Annotated in this window: 21 protein-coding genes; 2 read left to right on the top strand and 19 right to left on the bottom strand. The window is 47.3% G+C overall.

Features of this window, described 5'->3' with window-relative positions:
* Nucleotides 1-30: 30 nt before the first annotated feature.
* From EOO50_RS08050 to EOO50_RS08025, 6 genes are read right to left on the bottom strand one after another with little or no spacing between them, the layout of a single operon-like run.
* Nucleotides 31-918 (bottom strand): lipid A biosynthesis acyltransferase, encoded by an 888-nt coding sequence (locus EOO50_RS08050; protein ID WP_290839128.1) that lies wholly within the window; start codon nt 916-918, stop codon nt 31-33.
* Complete coding sequence (locus tag EOO50_RS08045) at nt 918-1172, bottom strand: phosphopantetheine-binding protein (protein WP_290839126.1); 255 nt, start codon at nt 1170-1172, stop codon at nt 918-920. Before EOO50_RS08045 ends, EOO50_RS08050 begins: the two co-directional genes overlap by 1 nt.
* Before the next feature lies 1 nt (nt 1173).
* Nucleotides 1174-2400 carry a beta-ketoacyl-[acyl-carrier-protein] synthase family protein gene (locus EOO50_RS08040; protein WP_290839124.1) on the bottom strand — a complete coding sequence of 409 codons (1227 nt, stop codon included), beginning with the start codon at nt 2398-2400 and terminating at the stop codon, nt 1174-1176.
* A gap of 21 nt (nt 2401-2421) precedes the next feature.
* A complete protein-coding gene (gene fabG / locus EOO50_RS08035; protein WP_290839123.1) occupies nt 2422-3153 on the bottom strand; it encodes a 3-oxoacyl-ACP reductase FabG in 732 nt (243 codons plus the stop codon).
* Between the two features lie 22 nt (nt 3154-3175).
* Complete coding sequence (locus tag EOO50_RS08030; protein WP_290839122.1) at nt 3176-4291, bottom strand: WG repeat-containing protein; 1116 nt, start codon at nt 4289-4291, stop codon at nt 3176-3178.
* Between the two features lie 38 nt (nt 4292-4329).
* On the bottom strand, nt 4330-5850 hold the full coding sequence (locus EOO50_RS08025; protein ID WP_290839121.1) for an aromatic amino acid ammonia-lyase: 1521 nt from the start codon (nt 5848-5850) through the stop codon (nt 4330-4332).
* 131 nt (nt 5851-5981) lie between these two features.
* Here EOO50_RS08025 and EOO50_RS08020 point away from each other — a divergent pair, with 131 nt between their 5' ends.
* Complete coding sequence (locus EOO50_RS08020) at nt 5982-7241, top strand: NAD(P)/FAD-dependent oxidoreductase (protein ID WP_290839120.1); 1260 nt, start codon at nt 5982-5984, stop codon at nt 7239-7241.
* Nucleotides 7242-7332: 91 nt separating this feature from the next.
* On the opposite strand, the gene EOO50_RS08015 is transcribed toward EOO50_RS08020, so the two are convergent.
* From EOO50_RS08015 to EOO50_RS07995, 5 genes are all read right to left on the bottom strand, one after another.
* Nucleotides 7333-7914 carry a hypothetical protein gene (locus EOO50_RS08015; protein ID WP_290839118.1) on the bottom strand — a complete coding sequence of 194 codons (582 nt, stop codon included), beginning with the start codon at nt 7912-7914 and terminating at the stop codon, nt 7333-7335.
* Between the two features lie 30 nt (nt 7915-7944).
* Nucleotides 7945-8553, bottom strand: a complete 609-nt coding sequence (locus tag EOO50_RS08010) for a hypothetical protein (RefSeq protein ID WP_290839117.1) — start codon at nt 8551-8553, stop codon at nt 7945-7947.
* A gap of 62 nt (nt 8554-8615) precedes the next feature.
* A complete protein-coding gene (locus EOO50_RS08005; RefSeq protein WP_290839116.1) occupies nt 8616-10301 on the bottom strand; it encodes a hypothetical protein in 1686 nt (561 codons plus the stop codon).
* 99 nt (nt 10302-10400) lie between these two features.
* Complete coding sequence (locus EOO50_RS08000; RefSeq protein ID WP_290839115.1) at nt 10401-12140, bottom strand: hypothetical protein; 1740 nt, start codon at nt 12138-12140, stop codon at nt 10401-10403.
* A gap of 123 nt (nt 12141-12263) precedes the next feature.
* Nucleotides 12264-12842, bottom strand: coding sequence for a hypothetical protein (locus EOO50_RS07995; protein WP_290839114.1), 579 nt, complete (start codon nt 12840-12842; stop codon nt 12264-12266).
* Nucleotides 12843-13072: 230 nt separating this feature from the next.
* On the opposite strand from EOO50_RS07995, the gene lepA reads away from it, so the two are divergent.
* On the top strand, nt 13073-14869 hold the full coding sequence (lepA, locus tag EOO50_RS07990; RefSeq protein WP_290839112.1) for a translation elongation factor 4: 1797 nt from the start codon (nt 13073-13075) through the stop codon (nt 14867-14869).
* A gap of 104 nt (nt 14870-14973) precedes the next feature.
* On the opposite strand, the gene EOO50_RS07985 is transcribed toward lepA, so the two are convergent.
* From EOO50_RS07985 to EOO50_RS07950, 8 genes are all read right to left on the bottom strand, one after another.
* Entirely contained in the window at nt 14974-15324 is a 351-nt protein-coding gene (locus tag EOO50_RS07985) for a nuclear transport factor 2 family protein (RefSeq protein WP_290839110.1), read from the bottom strand.
* A 15-nt stretch (nt 15325-15339) separates the two neighbouring features.
* The gene (locus tag EOO50_RS07980; protein ID WP_290839109.1) at nt 15340-15984 is read right to left on the bottom strand and encodes an NAD(P)-binding domain-containing protein; all 645 of its coding nucleotides are present in this window, start codon (nt 15982-15984) and stop codon (nt 15340-15342) included.
* 90 nt (nt 15985-16074) lie between these two features.
* On the bottom strand, nt 16075-16677 hold the full coding sequence (locus EOO50_RS07975) for a Crp/Fnr family transcriptional regulator (RefSeq protein WP_290839108.1): 603 nt from the start codon (nt 16675-16677) through the stop codon (nt 16075-16077).
* Nucleotides 16678-16769: 92 nt separating this feature from the next.
* Entirely contained in the window at nt 16770-17492 is a 723-nt protein-coding gene (locus EOO50_RS07970; protein ID WP_290839107.1) for a hypothetical protein, read from the bottom strand.
* A gap of 6 nt (nt 17493-17498) precedes the next feature.
* On the bottom strand, nt 17499-18026 hold the full coding sequence (locus EOO50_RS07965) for a hypothetical protein (RefSeq protein ID WP_290839105.1): 528 nt from the start codon (nt 18024-18026) through the stop codon (nt 17499-17501).
* A 20-nt stretch (nt 18027-18046) separates the two neighbouring features.
* The gene (locus tag EOO50_RS07960; RefSeq protein WP_290839104.1) at nt 18047-18574 is read right to left on the bottom strand and encodes a GNAT family N-acetyltransferase; all 528 of its coding nucleotides are present in this window, start codon (nt 18572-18574) and stop codon (nt 18047-18049) included.
* A complete protein-coding gene (locus tag EOO50_RS07955) occupies nt 18571-18969 on the bottom strand; it encodes a GNAT family N-acetyltransferase (RefSeq protein WP_290839103.1) in 399 nt (132 codons plus the stop codon). The genes EOO50_RS07960 and EOO50_RS07955 overlap by 4 nt, the downstream gene beginning before the upstream one ends.
* A gap of 1 nt (nt 18970) precedes the next feature.
* Nucleotides 18971-19270, bottom strand: coding sequence for a PfkB family carbohydrate kinase (locus EOO50_RS07950; protein WP_290839220.1), 300 nt, complete (start codon nt 19268-19270; stop codon nt 18971-18973).
* Nucleotides 19271-19318: the final 48 nt, after the last annotated feature.

Raw genomic sequence — 19318 nt, 5'->3', positions numbered from 1 at the left:
AACGAGTTATGAATGACTACTTTCTAAAATCTATGAGTCGCGGTCGAGCTTATTCCAAAAGTCGAAGTAATTGAACCATTGCAGCGGGTACTTTTTGAGCATCGCCCCAACGTTTTCAGCATACGCCTTGAGAAGCGCTTTTTCGTCGCGGTGCTTGACCTCGGCGCGACGCGTATACAAATGATAATGCAGTTTCGGTTCTTTCATCACGTACACGAAAGCCACGGGAACTTTTAGTCGCGATGCTATCAGGAACGGACCGGCGGGAAAACTCGCGACCTCGCCCAAAAATTCCTGCTCAAGCGTTTTGTTTCCGGGGAAATATCGGTCGCCCGTAAAACAGACGAGTTCGTTGCGCGCCAACGCCGCATTGATCTCGAAAATGTGCGACATGTCGTCCTTGATGATAATGAACTTGCGGCTCGCTTTTGACGTGACGCTTTCCAAGTAATCGCGGATCGCGGAATGTTCCAGATCGGTCGTGACGATATTGATGTTGAACTCGAGGTCGATGTCGGCGAAAAAATGCTCGGCAATCTCAAAATTCCCAACGTGGGCGCTGATCAATACGCCGCCTTGTTTTTCAGCGAGCAATTGCTCGAGGATTTCCCGTCCGTCGAATTCGTAGGTGAAACTTTTGCGAAGCCCGGCCGAAATGGCGACCTTATCAATTATCGTCTGCCCAAATGTGTAGTAGCTTTTGAAAAGCATTCGGGTTTTCGCGAATCCTGAATAACCTAATCGCTGCCCGAAGTAATACGACATGGCGCGATTGCTCCTTTTTTGTGTAAGGAAATAATAACCGGCAACAAAGTTCAGGATGAAGTAAGCCGCGCGGACACCCGCTTTCTTGATTAAAAAAACGAATATCTTATAGCCTAGAACCGTGCCTTTGGATTTGCCTTCCCATTGGGCCATTAGGCGGTCTTGGCTTTTAGCTTGTTTTCAATGAGGTCGTAGAAGGTTTGGAATGTCGAGATTCCGACGAAATCAGCCTCGACGAGTTTTACACCGAAGTTCGCCTCGATTGAAACTACCAAGTCCACATAATCCAAACTGTCAAGGCCGAGCGTGTCTTTGAGGATCGCATCGGGTTGGATATCATCACCATCAACTTCGAATTCATCGATCATGAACTCGTTAATCTTCTCAATAATTTCTTCTTTATTCATCTTATTCAGTATACTTTTTTATGACCAAAGCCGAGTTGGTTCCTCCGAATCCGAAAGAATTCGACAAAAATATGTTTATTTCTTTATTCAACGTTTCGCGTGCGATATTTAATTTGGCCGAATCCTCATCAGGGTTTTGCAAATTGATGTTAGGTGCGACGAACGAATTCTGCATCATCAATATCGAATAGATGACTTCACTCGCGCCTGCCATCCAACATTCGTGTCCTGTCATGGATTTCGTGGAACTTACGGGCGGTCCGTCGGGCCCGAAAACCTCGAAGATCGCCTTGGCTTCATTCGCATCGCCCACGGGAGTCGATGTCGCGTGTGCGTTTATGTAATCGATTTCCGATGCTTCGACTCCGGCTTCCCTGAGCGCTTTTCGCATGGCGGTCGATGGTCCGTCGACATTCGGAGTTGAAATATGTCCGCCGTTTGATGAAAATCCATAACCGATGACCTCAGCGATGATGTCCGCGCCTCTCGCGATCGCCGATTCGTAGCTTTCGAGGATCAACGTCGCGCCGCCTCCGCTCGGTACCAAACCGTCACGGCCTGAATCGAACGGGCGCGATGCTTTCGACGGATCTTCCTCACGGGGTGAAAACACGCCGAGGCCGTCAAAACTGCTCATCGCATATTTGTTGATTTCCTGTGCGCCTCCGCAGATAATCATGTCCTGCATGCCGCTTTTGATCAAATAATAACCGAGACCTATCGCGTGCGAACCGCTTGCGCAGGCCGCGCTGATGGTCATGTTCACGCCTCGCAATTGGAAAATCGTGGCCAGGTTCATCGTCACGGTCGAGTTCATCGACTTGAAGATCGCGCCAGAACCGATCAGTGCCGTGTCTTTCTTTTCACGTATGATGTCGGTCGCTTCGATGATTCCTTTCGAGACGCTGTCGTTTCCATAAAGGATCCCGACCTCGCGATCGTGGAAAAATTGCTCGTCGATATTGGCGTTACGCAAGGCTTCGATGGTTGCCATATACGCGTATTCCGTTTCCTCGCCAATGCTGATGCGTTGCCTGCGATTGAGTAGTTCTTTCAATTCAGGTTTCGGAACCATTCCGGTGAGCGACGAACGGAAACCGAATTCCTTGCGCTCTTCGTCGAAACGAATACCCGATTTACCTTTGTAAAGCGAATCCTTCACCTCATCGAGCGACGTGCCGATACAGCTCCAGATTCCCATTCCGGTAATTACAACTCTCCTTTCCATTATATCGCTTTCGGTGTAATTTTATGAATAGATTCCTCCATTTATGTTGATGATTTCTCCTGTGATATATCCGGCTTTGCGCGAGGCGAGGAACGCGACAAGATCCGCGACTTCCTCAGCTTCCCCGAATCGGTTGGCCGGAATCATTTTGATGAGTTCCTTTTCGTCAAGATCGGCCGTCATGTCAGATCTCACGAATCCCGGAGCGACCGCGTTTACCGTAATATTGCGTTTCGCGACTTCCTGGGCCAACGCTTTCGTAGCCGCCACGACAGCTCCTTTCGCCGCCGAATAATTCGTTTGTCCCGCCGTTCCTTTCACGCCCGAGACCGACACCATGTTCACGATGCGCCCGTATTTGTTGCGCAACATTTTCTGGATGAAGAAATTCGTGACGTTGAAGAACCCGTTCAGGCTCGTATTGATGACTTTCGTCCAATCGTCGTGCGACATCCACATGAACAAACCGTCGCGCGTGATGCCCGCGTTGTTCACGATGACTTCGACGATCGCCTCGGGATTCTTTTCCTGCCACGCTTCGAGAACCGATTTGGTCTGCTCGGCATCGGCCACGTCGAACTGCAGGATTTCGCCTGTGTTGCCGTGTTTCTTGACATCTTCAAGCGTTTGCTCGGCGGCCGACGCATTCGATTGGTAATTGATCAGGATATGATAATCGGATTCGGAAGCGAGTTTTATGCAAACCGCCTTACCGATACCGCGGGAACCGCCCGTGACTAAAGCACATTTCATTCGTTGTATCTGTTTGCAGGAATTAATTCTGGAACAATTCGACGTTTTCGTACCATTGGTTGCCCAAAAGGCTGCCGTCGGTTTTAAGGAAACCCCATTGTTTTTCGTTTTTCACGCGCGCCAATCCGTCGACATAACCGACCGCGTCATCGCGAAACAGGTTGAAACCGCCGCCGATGTTGATCGCGTATTGCATCGGTACGACGACTTTGCCCGATGAATTGATGAAACCCCATTGTTTGTCTTTTACCGGAGCGAGCCCGTCAGCACTGAAAACATCGGCGTCATTGTATTGGGGCTCGATCACGAGTTTTCCTTTCGTATCGATGAATCCCCATTTTTTTCCGACCGCGACAGGCGCCAACCCTTTCGAGAATGCTTTCGCCTTGTCAAATTTCGGTTCGATTGCCCATTTCCCGGATTTGTCGATAAACCCGACGCGTTCGCCTTGCTTGGCGTAAGTTAAATCGCTGTTTGGCGTGAAATCCCAGATTTTCGTCGCACCGTCAACCGCCGTGAATTTGCCGTTGTTGATGACGCCGAAGTTCGTTCCATTCTTGGCCCAAGTCGTTCCTTTTACATAGTCGCCCAAGTCGTCGTAAATGATTTCAACCACGACTTTCCCGGTCTTGTCGATGATTCCCCAACGCTCGTTGTTCTTCACGCGTGCGAAACCGCCTTGAAATTCCTTGATGATGTCGTATTTCGGTTCGACGACCATTTTCATCTTGGCGTCCATGAAACCGGTCTTGTTCGCGATTTTCACGAAAGCGACACCTTCGTGGAAGTCGAAAACCTTGTCGGTCGTCGGGCCTTGGACGGTAGCGCCTTTCTTGTCGATGTAAAACCACTTCTTGTCTTTGGCGACGACCGCGAAACCCGAATTGAATTCCTTGACCGCGTCGAATGTTGCCGGGATTGCCCAGGCGCCTTTCTTGTCGATGAAACCCCATTTCCCCTGGTCTTCGACCGCGGCAAGACCTTCAGAGAACGTCGACGCTTTTTTGTATTGCGGCTGGATTACCAATTCGCCCGATTTGTTGATGTAACCGAATCGGCCATCCTTGCGGACCAAAGCCAATTCCTGAGCGCTTACGAGAGTCGTAGCGAGAAGCAGTAAAAAAAATAGTTTTTTCATTTTCAAACCTTGTTTTTAATTGGTTGCTAACGAAGTTACTAATTATTTATCAAATGATTTTTGACCTTCTGGACGAACGGATACATCGCCTGATCTTCGCTGAATGCCGGGATGATCTGTCGCACATCGTCGTACATTTTTCTTGAAACCGACGAGATCTTGTCTTTCTGTTCCAACAGATCGATCGCCTGGACGATGGAAATAAGTTCGATCGCCAAAACTTCAAATGCGTTTTCGATCACTTTTGACGTGATCACGGCCGCGTTCGTTCCCATCGAAACGATGTCCTGGTTGTCGTTGTTGTTCGGGATCGAATGTACGTACATCGGGTTGGAAAGCGTCTGGCTCTCGGCCGTCGTGGAAACAGCCGTAAATTGCGTGCCTTGCATCCCGAAGTTGAATCCGAGTTTGCCCATGTTCACGAACGGAGGCAAAATCTCGTTGATCTTCGCGTTCATCAGGTAATTCAATTGGCGCTCGGCGAGCATCGTGAGTTTCGTGATGACGATTTTGAGTTTGTCCATTTCGAGCGAAATATAATCGCCGTGGAAATTTCCGCCGTGCCAAACGTGTTTGTTCGCCACGTCGATGATCGGATTGTCGTTGGCCGAATTGAATTCCTTTTCAAGGATCGACGCGACCGAATCGATCGTTTCCTTGACGGGACCCAAAATCTGGGGCACGCAACGCAACGAGTAATATTCCTGAACTTTTTCCTTGAAGACAGTCTCGGTATTTTCGCCCGAATACAAATGGTCTTCGCGTTTGCGTACCAATTTGCTGTCGGACAGGTTTTCGCGCATCGTCGAGGCGATGTCCTGTTGCCCTTTGTGGAGTTTCGTGTTGTTTAGTTCGGCCGACAAGTGATCGTCATACGCCTGCACGATTTCGTTGATCGCACATGACAATTTCACGGCCCAATCCAATATTTTTTTCGCGTTCACGACATTCACGACACCGATTCCCGTCATGACCGAGGTTCCGTTCATGAGTGCCAAACCTTCGCGGAGCTCGACATTGATCGGTTGCAGGCCTTCGGCAGCGAAAACATCGGCAGTCGCTTTGCGTTCGCCTTTATAGAAAACTTCGCCTTCGCCGATGAGCACCAACGCCAAATGCGCCAATTGTACTAGATCGCCTGAAGCGCCGACGCCTCCGTGTTCGAAGATAAGCGGCGTGATATCGCGGTTGATGAGTTCCTTCATCAAATGGATCACCGAAGGATGAACGCCCGAAGTTCCCAAAGAAAGTGTATTCAAACGAGCCAGGATCGCGGCTTTCACGCAAATCGCATCCATTGGTTTGCCTGTTCCTGACGAGTGGCTTCGGATCAAATTGTATTGCAGTTGGATGCGGTCTTCGTCGTTTATGCGGTATTGCGCCATCGGACCGAAGCCTGTATTGACTCCATAGATGACTTTATTTTCAGAAAATTCCTTTAAAAAATCAAAACTGGCATTCACCCTCTGCAACACTTCGTCACTGATCGCCACCTTGTTGTTTTTGAATACTACGGCTTCAAATTCTTCCAGGCTCAAATATTCATGTATCGTATTCATTTACACTTGATTTAATAGAGATAATAAACGTTAAAAGTTTATTTTTTTATTAGATTGGATTGTCTTTATTTTGAAGCCGCAAATGTAATATAAATTAAGAGATTTTTAAGAACGAAAAAACACTTATTCCAATGTTAAAAGAAGTTGTCGATGTGTTGGTGATTGGGGCCGGACCGTCCGGATGTGTTTCGGCATCTCACCTGCACAATAACGGTGTAAAGGTAAAAATGGTCGAGAAGACGAAATTCCCGCGATTGGTTGTCGGCGAAAGCCTCATCCCGCGAGTGATGGACCATTTTGACGAAGCGGGATTGTTCCCGGCTTTGGATGCGATGAACTTCGAAAAGAAACTCGGTGCGCGCTTTATTCGCGGCGAGGAAATCTGTGTTTTTGACTTTAGCGACAAATACGGCGAAGGCTGGGATTGGACGTGGCAAATTCCGCGCGCCGACTTCGATAATACGATGGCGCAGCAATGCGTGAAGAACGGGATCGACCTTGAGTTCGAATCAGAAGTGATTTCGGTGGAATTCGAAGGCAAGAAATCCAGGACCGTCGTGAAAGACAAAGATGGAAATCTCAAGGAAATCCACGCGAATTTCATTATCGATTCAAGCGGTTACGGACGCGTTTTGCCGCGCTTGCTGGACCTGGACACGCCGTCATCACTCGATCCACATTCGTCGATTTTTACGCACGTGAAAGATTTGAATCGTCCTGAAGGCGAAGAAGGCACGTTGATCTCATTCGACATCCTGGAAACCGAAGTCTGGCTTTGGGTGATTCCATTCTCAAACGGAAATACCTCGTTAGGCGTTGTCGGGCCGACTACGTTCATCAACTCGCTGTCGGAAAACAAAGACAACAGGGAAGCGTTGAACAATGCGATCAAACTTTCAGATTATTACGTGAAACGTTTTGGAGGCGTCGACTTTTTGTTCGAGCCTGTGAAACTCGAGAATTATAGCCGTTCAGTAAAAAGCATGTACGGCGACGGTTTCGCGCTGACCGGGAACAGTTCGGAATTCCTGGATCCGGTTTTCTCGTCGGGCGTTTGTTTCGCCACCGAATCGGGCATGAAAGCCGCCAAACTCTACCTCAAGGAACAGCAAGGCGAAAACGTGGATTGGGAAACCGAATTTACGGGCTACATGCGCCGCGGAATCGGTGTCTTCACGACCTACGTAAAAGAATGGTATACCGGAAATCTGCAAACGTTGTTCTTTCACCAACCTGAAAATCCGGACGTGAAACGCAAGATCTGCGCGGTTCTCGCGGGCTACGTTTGGGACGAGACGAATCCGTTCGTGAAGAAACACGACAACGTGATTAAGAACATGGCGTATATGATCAATCAGGAAAAGGAAACGCAGAAAGCGGCGGAACTATAAGCCGATTTTTTAAACCATTAAGGGCATTAAGTTCTTTAAGAAATCGCACTCTTAATAAACTTAATGCCCTTAATGGTTTTAGACATCTGCCCTACAGGACCTTCTTAATTTGAACCACAATATTCTTCGCGATCTTCTCATACGCGCCCGAAATCCGTTCGCCCGGTTTATTCGGGTCGTGGTTCTCAAAACCGATGGCCTTGTCGAATTTCACTTGAAGCAGAATATTTGTGGGATTCGCGGTCTCGAAGACCGTCACGGTCGCTGAAATCTTGGGCGGCTCACCGCTCGGCCCCATTCCGTAACCCGGATACAGCCAGGTCGTCTTGATATCCATCGTGTATTTGGCCGACGAATCTTTCACGACTCTCACCTCGCCTTTATCGAAACGGTCGTTAAAGTAAGCGATGAACCGCGGCTCGTATTTGTTGGTGCGGTCGGCGTACCAATTTTCAGCGAATGCCTGGGCTTTTTCGGGATGGTTTTTCCGGATTTCCACTTTTCGCTCCACAAACGCTTTCTCCGACTCGTAACCGTGGACTTCCATGCCGTTGTAATCGAACGTGATGTTGTACTCCGAAATATACCTGAGCGCTTTAAAATCGCCCGAAACCAGATCATAACGTTGTGCCGATGCCGACAGCGAAACCAGCATCATAAAAAAGTATTTCATATCGTGAGCATTTGAGGTCCGGAACGGATCTTATTTCGTGTTCTTTCGGATGTCGTTCGCAAATTCCTTCGCGAGCTTTGCGTATGATTCTGATATCCGATAACCTGAATTATAATCGAATCCCATCGCTCCTTTTCCCGCGACTTTCAGGAACTCGACCGAAAGCAGCACGTTGTCGGGATTCGCCGTTTCATAAATCGAGACCACAAAAGTGACGGCCGACGTACTGCGAACGACACCCGCGTTGAATCCCGGATGGATCCAAATCGTTTTGACTTTCATTGTGTACTTCGCATCAGGGAAATTCTTGTCGGCTTTAATTTGGCCATCGTCAAACCGCTTGTTGAACGATTCGATGAATTTTGGCTCGTAGCGATTTTGTCTGTCGGCGAACCAGCCTTCCCTGAATTGCTGTGACTTTTCGCCCTCGCGCTTGTCCATGCGATCTTTTAGGAATTCTTCTTCAGTCGATTTGTCCACCGTGAGGTTTTCGTAATCGAAAATAACGTTGAACGCTGAAATTCCCTTCAGATTTTTGTAATCGCCGGTAAGAACCGTCCGCTTTTGCGCAAAAACAGACGAGGTCAACATACATAAAATCAATATCGCTTTGCGGGTTTTACGAATTGCGGGTTTCATTTAAAGTCGGATTTTTGAATTGTTTTACGCTCGATTCCTGGCTGTTATCGAAATTTCGGTTTCTATTTGAGAATCACTTTTACCATCACGTCTTCTTTCCCTTTTTTGTAGGCTTCCATCAAGAACGTATTGTCGTTCACTTTAATGATGCGGTTCGTGGAAAGTTGGTGCAATTTGAAATCGTCGGCTTCCTTGACGTTGATGATCGATCCGCGCGAGGTCGAACCGTCGGCATCGGCAACGCGAACTGCGGTCAAGTAACCTTTTTTGCGGTCGCTGTAGCCTTTTGGCACTTCATCGGCCGGGATTTCCACGTTATCAGGATTGTCGAAGAATACCAAAAAGTGATCGCTTCCGGCTTCATAATGCTTGAAACTCATGCTTCCGCGTCCTTGGGTCCCGACTTGTTGTTTCGGGATCTTCTTCATCCAACCCAGTGTTCCGTTGGCCAAGAGCTTCGCAATCAGGATTTCGTTGTAATGATAGGTGTAATACGTTCGCGACGGCATGTTCGGGCCGCCCGCAGTCGTGTGCACTTTCACGTAATATTGTTCGGCGAGGAAAATGACGCTTCCGTCGTCCTGGATCTCGATTCCGCGTGCGTGAAGATCGGTAAACTTCGCACTTTCTCCGTCTTCTTCTTTCTTGGCATTCTTGCGGATCGTTTTCTTGCTCTCGTTCTGGTTGAGCAATTCCACGGGAATTTCATACGAACGCATGTCGCCGAAAGTGCCGTCGGGCTTCATTTTGAACGTGACCAAACCGTCGCAATTCGCGCGCGAATCGAAACCTGCATATTCGCCTTTGCTGAAGAATCCGCCTTTCGCGAGGTTTTTGTTGTAGAATCCTGCCGCGACGATCTCACCTTTCGGGCCATCGTAAATAACTAATTGGTTGATGAAGAATTGCTGGCTTTCGACTTTCGAAATCTTGAATTGATCGCTTCCCGGCTTGAGTGTGAACAACTCGATATGGTAATTTGGCGCCACGTCGTCACCTTTCTTTTTCTTCTCCTTGTGGCTGTCGTCCTCGAAAACCTTGTTGAGTACATAGACATTTCCTGAATTGTCCAATTGGAAATCGAGGTTGTCCATTTGTTTTTTGGAATACGGCATCTCCACTTCACGCGCCGATAGTTGGTTCAGATCGCCATCGAACGCGACGAGCCCATACTTTTCATGGTAACCGTCGTCCTGCTTGTCTTTCTTGTCGAGACGTTTCTCGTATTGGACCAGGAAGTTGCTTTTGTCGAACGATGTGTAAATCGGGAATTTATCGGTCAAATTAAAATCCATCATGCGGCCCGAACCTGAACCCACGACGCGGCCTTTCACCTGCAGGATTCGCTTCGCCTCGCCTTTGAATTCGCCTTTGTCGACGTCGATTTCCTGCACGAACAATTGCTCGATCTCATCGTCGCCGTTCCATTGCGTAAAGAACAACATCACTTTTCCCTTGACGATTTCCATGCGTTCGTACACGGCGTTTTTAGGGAATGCGTCTTCATATTCCTTGACGCTGATCTGCGACGGTTTGTCGACATCGAAACGCTGCACGAAAATGTCGCGCTTGCGGATTTTTATGGCGATGACCTTTCCGTCGACCGACATGTAATATTTATCGTCGGCGTCGATTACCTTGTACGGCTCGCCGACCTTGTATTCGTAGTCGCTTGATAGCTTCTTGTCTTTTTGCGCATGGCAAAGTCCCGCCGCAAACACCGCGAGCAGAAGTAAAAGTCGTTTCATTGTTATTCCGGTTATTTGGTTTGTAGCAAACATAGTATTTTTTACAAATAAAAAAGCCCCGAACTAACGGAGCTTTTTGAATATTAAATCGGACCGTCGTTATTTCAAGACGATTTTGATTAAAACGTCCTCTTTGCTTTTTTTATACGCCTCGACCACGAACGATGTCGCGCTTGTCTTGACGACGCGATTCGTGCTGAACTGTTTCAATTTGAAATCTTCGACGTCGCGTGAATTGAAGATCGAGCCTTTGTCGTAGCTTCCGTCGGCGTCTGAAATCTTTACCGATGTCAGGTAACCGCCGTTTCCGTCAGAATGGATCGCTGGCTCTTTATCAAGCGACAATCCGACGTTTTTCACGTTGTCGAGAAACACGATGAAATGGTCGGTCTCGTTGCTGAAAAATTTGTACGACATGCCGCCCTGAGGATTGCGTACATTATCACCGATCTGGCGTTTCGGCACTTTGCTCATCCATCCCAAAGTTCCGTCGGCGTTGATCTTGGCCACGAGAATATCTTCAAAATGATACTTATAGGTCGTATTGGAATTCATGCCGCCCATGCCCATTCCGCCCATGGCGCCGCCGCGGTTGTAGACTTCGGTGAAAATCTGTTCGCCTACCAGAATCACGCTTCCGTCCTTTTGGTACACGACATTCTTAAGCGTAAGGTCAGTGAATTTCGCGCCTTCGCCTTTCTCTTCGTTCTTGGCGTTTCTCTTTTGCGTGCGCTTGCTTTCGAATTCGTTTATGATCTCTACCGGAATGTCGTAATTCTTGATGTTCGAAACGCTTCCGTCGGCCAACATCTTGAACATGATGATTCCGTCGCAATTGCTCGCTTTATCATGTTGGATCCAGAAATTACCGACCATAGGCGTCGCAATGCCCGGATAGCTGTTGTTTCTCCTGCGGCTTTTGCCTTTTCCGTTGTTGTAGTAACCCGCCGCGACGAGTTCATCGTTCGGTGACGGGAAAATCCAAAGCCTGTTGATGAAGTTGTTGCCGTTGTCGACTTGGGCGATCTTGATGTCGTCCGCGCCTTTTTTCATCGTGAAAAGTTCGATGTGATAGTTTGCAAGCGTGTCTTTCTTGCTTTTCTTGTCTTTGTTCGTGTCGTCGTGGAAAACCTTGGCGAGCAAATACAAATTGCCTTTGTTGTCGATCTGGTAATCAAGGTTGTCCATGCGTCTTTCGGTGTACGGCATCGTATATTCCTTATTCGACAACTTATTGAGATTCGTGTCGAACGTGTACAGCCCGATTATATCGAAACTCTTGGTATCTTTCTTTACCTCAGGACGTTTGCGGTATTGCACCATGAACATTTTTTTGTCGTACGACGGAACGATGTCGAATTTACTCCAATCGGCCGTAGACGAAGCGTCCAACGATCTCCCCGAGCGCGAAACGCGTCCCTTGACTTTGAACAGCAGCACGGGTTTTCCGACGAATTCGCCTTTTTCAAAATCGATTTCCTGGGCGTAGAGTTGCTCGGTTTCGTTGGGTTTGTCCCAAGACGAGAAAAACAGGTACATTTTGTCATCGAAGACGCGTACGCTTTCGATATCGTGTTTTTCAGGTAAAAAATCCTCGTATTTCTTTTCGCTGATGAAACCCGGTTTGTCCGGATCGAAACGTTGGATAAAAATTTCAGGTTTGTCGAACTTTAACGCGATCACCTGCTTGCTGCCTTCACGCGAGAAATAGAATTTCTGGTCACCATCGACCACGCGGTACGGTTCGCTCACCGTGTATTGATAATCTTTTGAAAGCGTTTTTTGCGCATAACCGTGCATAAAAAACAGCACGGCTACGGCCGAGAATATTTTTTTCATTCTATGTTTGTTTTGGTTTTGGCAAACATAGGATTTTTCGCAACATATTACACTTTCTCGCATAAAAAAACCCTGCTAAAAATACAGGGTTTCAAAACTTTAGTGGCAAATCGAAATCACACGTTACTTTATATCGTTCGCGAGCTCTTTCGCGAGCTTGGCATATGCTTCAGAAATGCGGTAACCCGAATCGAAATCGCCTCCGAAAGCGCCTGACCCCGGACTTTTCTCATATAAAACCGAAACCAGTACGTTTGACGGATTCGCCGTTTCAAAAACCGTAATGCGCGCCGTCAATTTCGAATCGCTCCTTGAAATCCCGATGTTGTAGCCCGGATGGATCCAAATGGTTTGGATTTTCATCGTGTATTTGGCCGACGTAAGGTTCTTGTCGGCTTTGACCTTGCCCTCGAAACGCTTGTTGAACGACTCGATGAATTTGGGTTCGTACCGCTTTTGGCGATCGTTGAACCAGCTTTCGCGGAATTTTTCATCGAGGTCTTTTTCTTCGCGCTTCTTCATCTTGTCGGCGAGAAATTCTTCTTCAGTCTTGAACTTGTCGACGGTAAGGCCTTCATAATCAAAAACGAGATTGAATTCCGAAATGCCTTTGAGCGCTTTGATATCGCCCGATTCCTTCTTTACTTTTTGGGCAAAAACCCCGGCCGAGACCATAAACAATAGTAGAAATGCTTTTTTCATGATACGATGGTTTGATGTATTCAAAAGTATCGCGCCGCATCGTGATTGGAAATACGGCATTTGCCTTAATTTCGAACGGATTTTTTTGAGCGCTTATCTTCTTGCGGCGTCCAACTTTAGCGTTATATTTGCCGATTAATTCCAAGCTGGGTCAAAGGCGCGTGTCCGTAAATTTCAATTTTAACGGATTTCAGCGTAGAGCCTAAAACCTACAGCTTAAAGCAAAGACAATGAAGAACATACGCAATTTTTGCATCATCGCCCATATCGACCACGGTAAAAGTACGTTGGCCGACCGTTTGCTTGGCGCGACACAAACCGTAACCGCACGCGAGGAGAAAGCCCAGTTGCTCGACAACATGGACTTGGAACGCGAACGCGGCATCACGATCAAGAGTCACGCGATCCAAATGGAATACACGCACAAAGGCGAAAAATATATCCTGAACCTTATCGATACGCCCGGACACGTGGATTTCTCGTATGAGGTTTCGCGTTCGATCGCCGCTTGCGAAGGCGCACTTTTGATTGTCGACGCGGCCCAAAGCATTCAGGCCCAGACGATTTCAAACTTGTATTTGGCTCTTGAAAACGACTTGGAAATCATCCCGGTTTTGAACAAAGTCGATTTGCCGAGCGCGAATCCTGAGGAAGTGAGCGACGATATCGTTGACCTTTTGGGATGCAAGATCGAAGACATCATCCACGCGTCGGGAAAAACCGGATTCGGCGTCGATAAGATATTGGAAGCGATCATCGACCGTGTTCCTGCGCCGAAAGGAAACGTCGACGAACCGTTGCAGGCGTTGATTTTCGATTCGGTCTATAATCCATTCCGCGGCATCGAGGTTATCTTCCGCGTCAAGAACGGACAGATCAAGAAAGGCCAGAAGATCAAGTTTATGGCGACCGGAAACGAATATTTCGCCGACGAGATCGGAACATTGAAATTGAACCAGGTTCCAAAGCAAGTAATTTCAGCGGGCGACGTTGGTTACCTGATCTCGGGAATCAAGGAAGCGAAAGAGGTGAAAGTCGGCGATACGCTAACCGATGCCAAAACGCCTACGACCAATATGATTACGGGTTTCGAAGATGTGAAACCAATGGTTTTCGCAGGGATTTATCCTGTCGATACTGAAGATTACGAAGAATTGCGCGCGTCGATGGAGAAACTCCAGTTGAACGATGCGTCGTTGGTGTTCATCCCTGAAAGTTCCGCTGCTCTTGGCTTTGGTTTCCGATGCGGATTCCTGGGCATGCTGCACATGGAAATCATTCAGGAACGTCTCGAGCGCGAGTTCGACATGACCGTGATCACGACGGTTCCCAACGTTTCGTATTACGCGTATTCAAAGAAAGATCCGGAGACGCCGATCATCGTGAACAATCCATCGGATTTGCCCGAACCATCGCGAATGGATCGCGTCGAAGAACCGTATATCAAAGCGACGATCATCACCAAAGCCGATTTCGTGGGTAACGTTATGTCGTTATGTATCGAAAAACGCGGCGTGATCACGAATCAAACCTACTTGACGACCGAACGTGTCGAATTGACGTTCGACATGCCGCTCGCCGAGATCGTGTTCGACTTCTACGACCGACTCAAAACCGTTTCAAAAGGGTACGCATCGTTCGATTATTCCCCAATCGGAATGCGGACGTCGAACCTCGTGAAGGTCGATATCCTGTTGAACGCTACGATCGTCGATGCGCTTTCAGCGTTGATCCACAACGATAACGCGTACAACATCGGAAAGAAAATGACCGAAAAATTACGTGAACTGATTCCGCGCCAGCAATTCGACATCCCGATCCAGGCGGCGATCGGAGCGAAAATCATCGCACGTGAAACCATCAAAGCCTTGAGGAAAGACGTTACCGCAAAATGTTACGGTGGCGATATCTCGCGTAAACGTAAACTCTTGGAAAAGCAGAAGAAAGGTAAGAAACGCATGCGCCAGGTTGGTAATGTGGAGATTCCGCAGGAGGCGTTTATGGCGGTTTTGAAGTTGAATGATTAATTGAGTGCCTGAGTGCCTGAGTGCCTGAGTGCCTGAGTGCCTGAGTGCCTGAGTGCAAAAATATAGAATCCCGAAACTGATTTTGGTTTCGGGATTTTTTTTGGTTATAAAATATGTGTGGCGACCGTGTGCGAGACAATTTTTTCGTTTTGGATGACGAAAGTGTCAGTTCCGAAAACGATGTTCGCCGTTTCCGATTTACTTGCCCAGATGATGTGCGCGATGTTTCGGCTAACCGTAAGTTTCTTCATTTCGAAGAACGAACCCGTCGGAATCAATTCGAACATCGATTCGAAAAATTCGCGGATCGCCTGCAAGCCTTTGTATGTTCGCTCCAATGTCAGGATCTCTGAATGTTCTTCATAATCGCTTAAAATCGCGTCCATATCATTATTGCCGAACGCCGTGAGATGGCGCATCAACGTGTCATTCGTACGTATTTCTTGCCGTGTCATTATATTTTGATTGATTTACAATTTGGACTTCGCTTCCTCGACCGTTACGGTTTTTCCAAGCGCGCCGAATTCGTGCAAATCGCCAAAAACTTCCAATCGGATCGAGTTGTTCAAATCTCCGACGCGAACCGCCGCAAAACCTGAATCGGCGATGAGTTGTTCGACTGTGTCATTTACGGTCGCGTCGTCGGTCGCATAAAACAATACGTTTTGAGGAGACTGGAAGGCAGCGTTTTGGAGTGAGGCCGCACCCAAAGTCCCGAACGCTTTTACGAGTTTGGCATTTGTCGGAAGTGATTTTGAATTGACTTTTCCCGCCGATTCATCAGCTGCGATAATTTTCTTGAAACCGCCTTTTTCATCGGGCGCGATCGGATTCGACGGATCGATAATGATTTTGCCTTCCAAATCCGAAGCGAAATCAGTTTTGAAATCGTTTATGGCTTCGAACGGAATCGATAAAATCACGATGTCAGCGGCTTTAACGGCTGACGCGATATCAGTCGGCGTTGCGCTTGACCAATCTTTTGAAAGCTGTTCGGCCTTCGAGACATCTCGGTCGGCGGCTATAAAATTCCTGTTTGATTTCGCAAAATTCGTTGCGACGACCTTACCGATATTTCCCAATCCGATAACAGCCACTTTTGGTTGTGTTGACATACTATTCCTTTTTTAAATTAGTATTGCAAAGTTGCATCGGAGGCGGTTTTCGCGCCAATGACCTGCATCAAGAAATAGCATTGATCTGGTTTAAGGTTTTCGCGAAACCTGCTTGTTGCGCAAACGGCTCAGGAATTCGGGCGTGATGCCCAAGAATGCTGCGATTTGCGTCTGCGGCAATCGGTTGGTGAGTTGGGAATACGATTGTAGAAAAGATAAATAGCGATCTTCAGCCGTCGAGCTGATGTTCTGCAACAATCTTCTCTGGAGCGACACGAAACTGTTTTCGATCAGCACCCTGAAAATCAAATTGAATTTTGGCGCTTCGGTGTACAACAGGATAAGGTTTTCGTAGCTGATCTGCAACACCATCGTATCTTCGACCGCATCGATATCAAGTTCTGACGCAAGCCGACCATGGAAACTCCCGATGTTCATGAGCCACCAATTCTCGGGCGCGAACTGAATTATGTGCAGACTCCCTTTTTCGTCCACTTTATACATCCTGAGGCAGCCGCGCACCACGAAATTGAATTGGTTGCACACGTCGCCTTGTTGCAAAACGTATTGTTTCTTTCGATAAAGCCGCGGCTTGAAAAGTTCGTTGACCAAACGTTTTTCGTCGTCGGTCAACGGGATCATCGCCTGGAAATAATCGAGAAGCGGTTGAGATTTTGGTTCGGATTGTTCCATACGTTTTCGAAAATTGACACGACCGATAAAAACAAAGGTCGCAAGTCTCAAAATTCGGGCTTTCTTCGCTTAAGCCGACATAAAACGCGGTATTATTTCACGACGTTATTTTCTTTATCAAGTTTGTACGTCGCCTCGATTCCGCGCATCAGATAATTGAAATCCACGCCGTACGCAAGTTCAAAATCGCCGCTTATCGTAATTTTTTGTCCGAATTGATTGAAAACGCCGCTTTGGTCGTGATCCTGATTTCTCGATTCATCGAAATAATTTACGCTGTACATTCCATTTCCGACGACGCCGACTTCGCAATCGGTACAAGGCCCGATGACAAAATTTCCATCGTAATCGATAACCGCCGAAGCATCTTTTGAATAAATGGCGATCAGTCCGTACTTTTCGAAAGATTCGTCAACTTCCGTAAATTCTTTCGCTATTGATTTTACGATTTTCCCGTTTTCGTTTATCAGAAACAATTCTTCGTAAGTACCGTTTTTATCGGCTTTCCGAGTCGCTATCGCGCGGTTACCATAGAAATTGGTTTTAACCGAAAGACGCTTGAACTTACCGGATTTCGTTATTTTACCCTTTTTAAGATGGTAAACGTCCTGTCCATCGGCGAGTAAATCCCAACTCGGAAAATGGCTTCCGTTCAAGGCATTGTGCAGTATCGTGTTTTGGTCGTACCGATACTTGAATCCTTTATAAATCAGAAAATACTTGCCGTTGAGATCATAGACATTCGTAAGGCTGTCCGACATTACGTAACCAAGCGGCAATTCTCCAAAATACGTTTCCTTTCCTGAAGCCGCCACCTCAACTTAGAACTTCTTATCGCTCAACGAATCGATCCTGTAAATTCCGTAATTGTCTTTTTGGTATTTGAAACCGGTTACCAATTCACCGAATTTCGTGATATAGGCGTATTTGTCGCCTTTTCGGGCGAGACCGACTAAAGACGCACGTAAAAAATCTTTAATTGCGTCCTGAGCTTCTTTTTGTCGGGTCCTGAACGTCGTTGGGAATTTGTCCACGTAGGTTTCATTGATGGCATTGAATTCCTTGACAACCTTCATCAAAGGCACAACCTGATAATCGTCGTTCCCGTTTGAATCGCGTGGATCTCGCCAATTTTTCCTGTCGTAAAAAATCAGGCCGCCCTTAATAAAATTGTGGCCTGGAAAATAATCACTGTATTGCAATCCTTCGCCGTTTTTGAAAGTCAGTCCTTTCGCACTATCCTGAACCGAATAAATCCCGGTGACGACCTCAACGTTTTTCGAAAGTTCAGCGTACGTGAAATCCTGATCGTACTGACCGAACATGGCATTGCCAAAAAATAAGTTCAAGAGACTTAAAAGGATATTTTTTACCACTTGAGTTGTTTAATTTCCCGTTTCATCAACAAATCGAATTGCAAATCCTTACCCAGCCAAAATTCGTGCTTTCCGAAAATTTCGAAACCGTTACGTACGTAAAATTTGATTGCGCCGTCGTTGTGTTCCCAGACGCCAAGCCAGATGAAATCGAAGTTTCCGTCTACCGCGATTTTGATAGCTTTCTCGAACAAATTTTGACCGATTGTCTTTCCCTGGAACGCTTCATCCACATAAATACGCTCGACCTCCAACGAATTTTGGTCGCGGCATTCGGTTTGCGCCTGTTTGGTATTTATTTTCAGGTAACCGATTGGAATTTCATCGGACAACGCAAAATAAAACGCCGAATCCGGGTTCGAAAATTCTTCAAGTAATTTTTGAGGCGAGAGATTTTTTGAAATGTAATCGCTCATGTCGCTTTCCGCATTCTCCGAGGCGAATTTATCGTTAAATGTCTTGACGCTTATTTCTCGAAGCGTTGCAAGTTCATCGGGTTTGACTTTTCGTATCGCTATCATTTCTTCAAAAACATTCCTTTCGACATCGGCATCGCATCCCGAAATCCGAATTTCGAATATAATTTATCGGCATCTCCGTCAGCAAGTAAACTTATGTAACACGATTCCGGAAGCTGTTCATCGACGAATTTCATCAAATCCTGCATGATCATTCTCCCGATACCACGACCTTGGAAGCCGGGCAGCACGCAAATGTCGACGATTTGGCAAAAACAGCCGCCGTCCCCAACGATTCGTCCGATGCCGATGGTTTGGCCCTCGTGAATAATTTGAACCGAATGCAGCGAGTTCTTCAATCCGATTTGGGCGGCATGCAGTGATTTGGGCGACAATCCGCTCCCAACCCGCAATTCGCGATAGGCTTCCACGGGTATGATTTCGTTCGAGATCTCCATGTCACGAGCGCTTTTGCAGCCAATCGAATAACCGTTTCGCGTCTTCGGCCTTGAATAATTGCGTACCGTCGTTCATCGTGGCTGCCGATCCACACGCGACGCCCCATTGCATGACTTCCTTGAGCGGTTTTCCCTGCGATAGCGCCCAAACCATGCCGCCAACCATCGAATCCCCGGCGCCGACCGTACTTTTCTTTTTCACATGTGGCGCGGGAACATGGAACGCCTCATCTTTTGAAACCAGGATGGCACCTTGCGGCCCAAGCGATACGACGACGATTTCCACTTTGCCTTCGTTTATGATTTTTCGGGCGGAGATGAATACTTCACAAAAAGAGAAATTCTAGCC

The organism is Flavobacterium sp. (assembly GCF_004211145.1).
Classification (GTDB): domain Bacteria; phylum Bacteroidota; class Bacteroidia; order Flavobacteriales; family Flavobacteriaceae; genus Flavobacterium.
The sequence above is the reverse complement of the archived record's forward strand: the minus strand, read 5'-3'. Positions and strand labels throughout refer to the sequence as shown.

Excerpts from the sequence above, each read along its gene's own strand:
- fabG (WP_290839123.1), bottom strand. The coding sequence starts at position 3,153 with ATGAAATGTGCTTTAGTCACGGGCGGTTCCCGCGGTATCGGTAAGGCG.
- EOO50_RS08020 (WP_290839120.1), top strand. The coding sequence starts at position 5,982 with ATGTTAAAAGAAGTTGTCGATGTGTTGGTGATTGGGGCCGGACCGTCC.
- EOO50_RS08010 (WP_290839117.1), bottom strand. The coding sequence starts at position 8,553 with ATGAAACCCGCAATTCGTAAAACCCGCAAAGCGATATTGATTTTATGT.
- EOO50_RS07975 (WP_290839108.1), bottom strand. The coding sequence starts at position 16,677 with ATGGAACAATCCGAACCAAAATCTCAACCGCTTCTCGATTATTTCCAG.
- EOO50_RS07955 (WP_290839103.1), bottom strand. The coding sequence starts at position 18,969 with ATGGAGATCTCGAACGAAATCATACCCGTGGAAGCCTATCGCGAATTG.
- EOO50_RS08015 (WP_290839118.1), bottom strand. The coding sequence starts at position 7,914 with ATGAAATACTTTTTTATGATGCTGGTTTCGCTGTCGGCATCGGCACAA.
- EOO50_RS08025 (WP_290839121.1), bottom strand. The coding sequence starts at position 5,850 with ATGAATACGATACATGAATATTTGAGCCTGGAAGAATTTGAAGCCGTA.
- EOO50_RS08045 (WP_290839126.1), bottom strand. The coding sequence starts at position 1,172 with ATGAATAAAGAAGAAATTATTGAGAAGATTAACGAGTTCATGATCGAT.
- EOO50_RS08000 (WP_290839115.1), bottom strand. The coding sequence starts at position 12,140 with ATGAAAAAAATATTCTCGGCCGTAGCCGTGCTGTTTTTTATGCACGGT.
- EOO50_RS08005 (WP_290839116.1), bottom strand. The coding sequence starts at position 10,301 with ATGAAACGACTTTTACTTCTGCTCGCGGTGTTTGCGGCGGGACTTTGC.
- EOO50_RS07985 (WP_290839110.1), bottom strand. The coding sequence starts at position 15,324 with ATGACACGGCAAGAAATACGTACGAATGACACGTTGATGCGCCATCTC.
- EOO50_RS08030 (WP_290839122.1), bottom strand. The coding sequence starts at position 4,291 with ATGAAAAAACTATTTTTTTTACTGCTTCTCGCTACGACTCTCGTAAGC.
- EOO50_RS07995 (WP_290839114.1), bottom strand. The coding sequence starts at position 12,842 with ATGAAAAAAGCATTTCTACTATTGTTTATGGTCTCGGCCGGGGTTTTT.
- lepA (WP_290839112.1), top strand. The coding sequence starts at position 13,073 with ATGAAGAACATACGCAATTTTTGCATCATCGCCCATATCGACCACGGT.
- EOO50_RS07960 (WP_290839104.1), bottom strand. The coding sequence starts at position 18,574 with ATGATAGCGATACGAAAAGTCAAACCCGATGAACTTGCAACGCTTCGA.
- EOO50_RS08040 (WP_290839124.1), bottom strand. The coding sequence starts at position 2,400 with ATGGAAAGGAGAGTTGTAATTACCGGAATGGGAATCTGGAGCTGTATC.
- EOO50_RS07980 (WP_290839109.1), bottom strand. The coding sequence starts at position 15,984 with ATGTCAACACAACCAAAAGTGGCTGTTATCGGATTGGGAAATATCGGT.
- EOO50_RS08050 (WP_290839128.1), bottom strand. The coding sequence starts at position 918 with ATGGCCCAATGGGAAGGCAAATCCAAAGGCACGGTTCTAGGCTATAAG.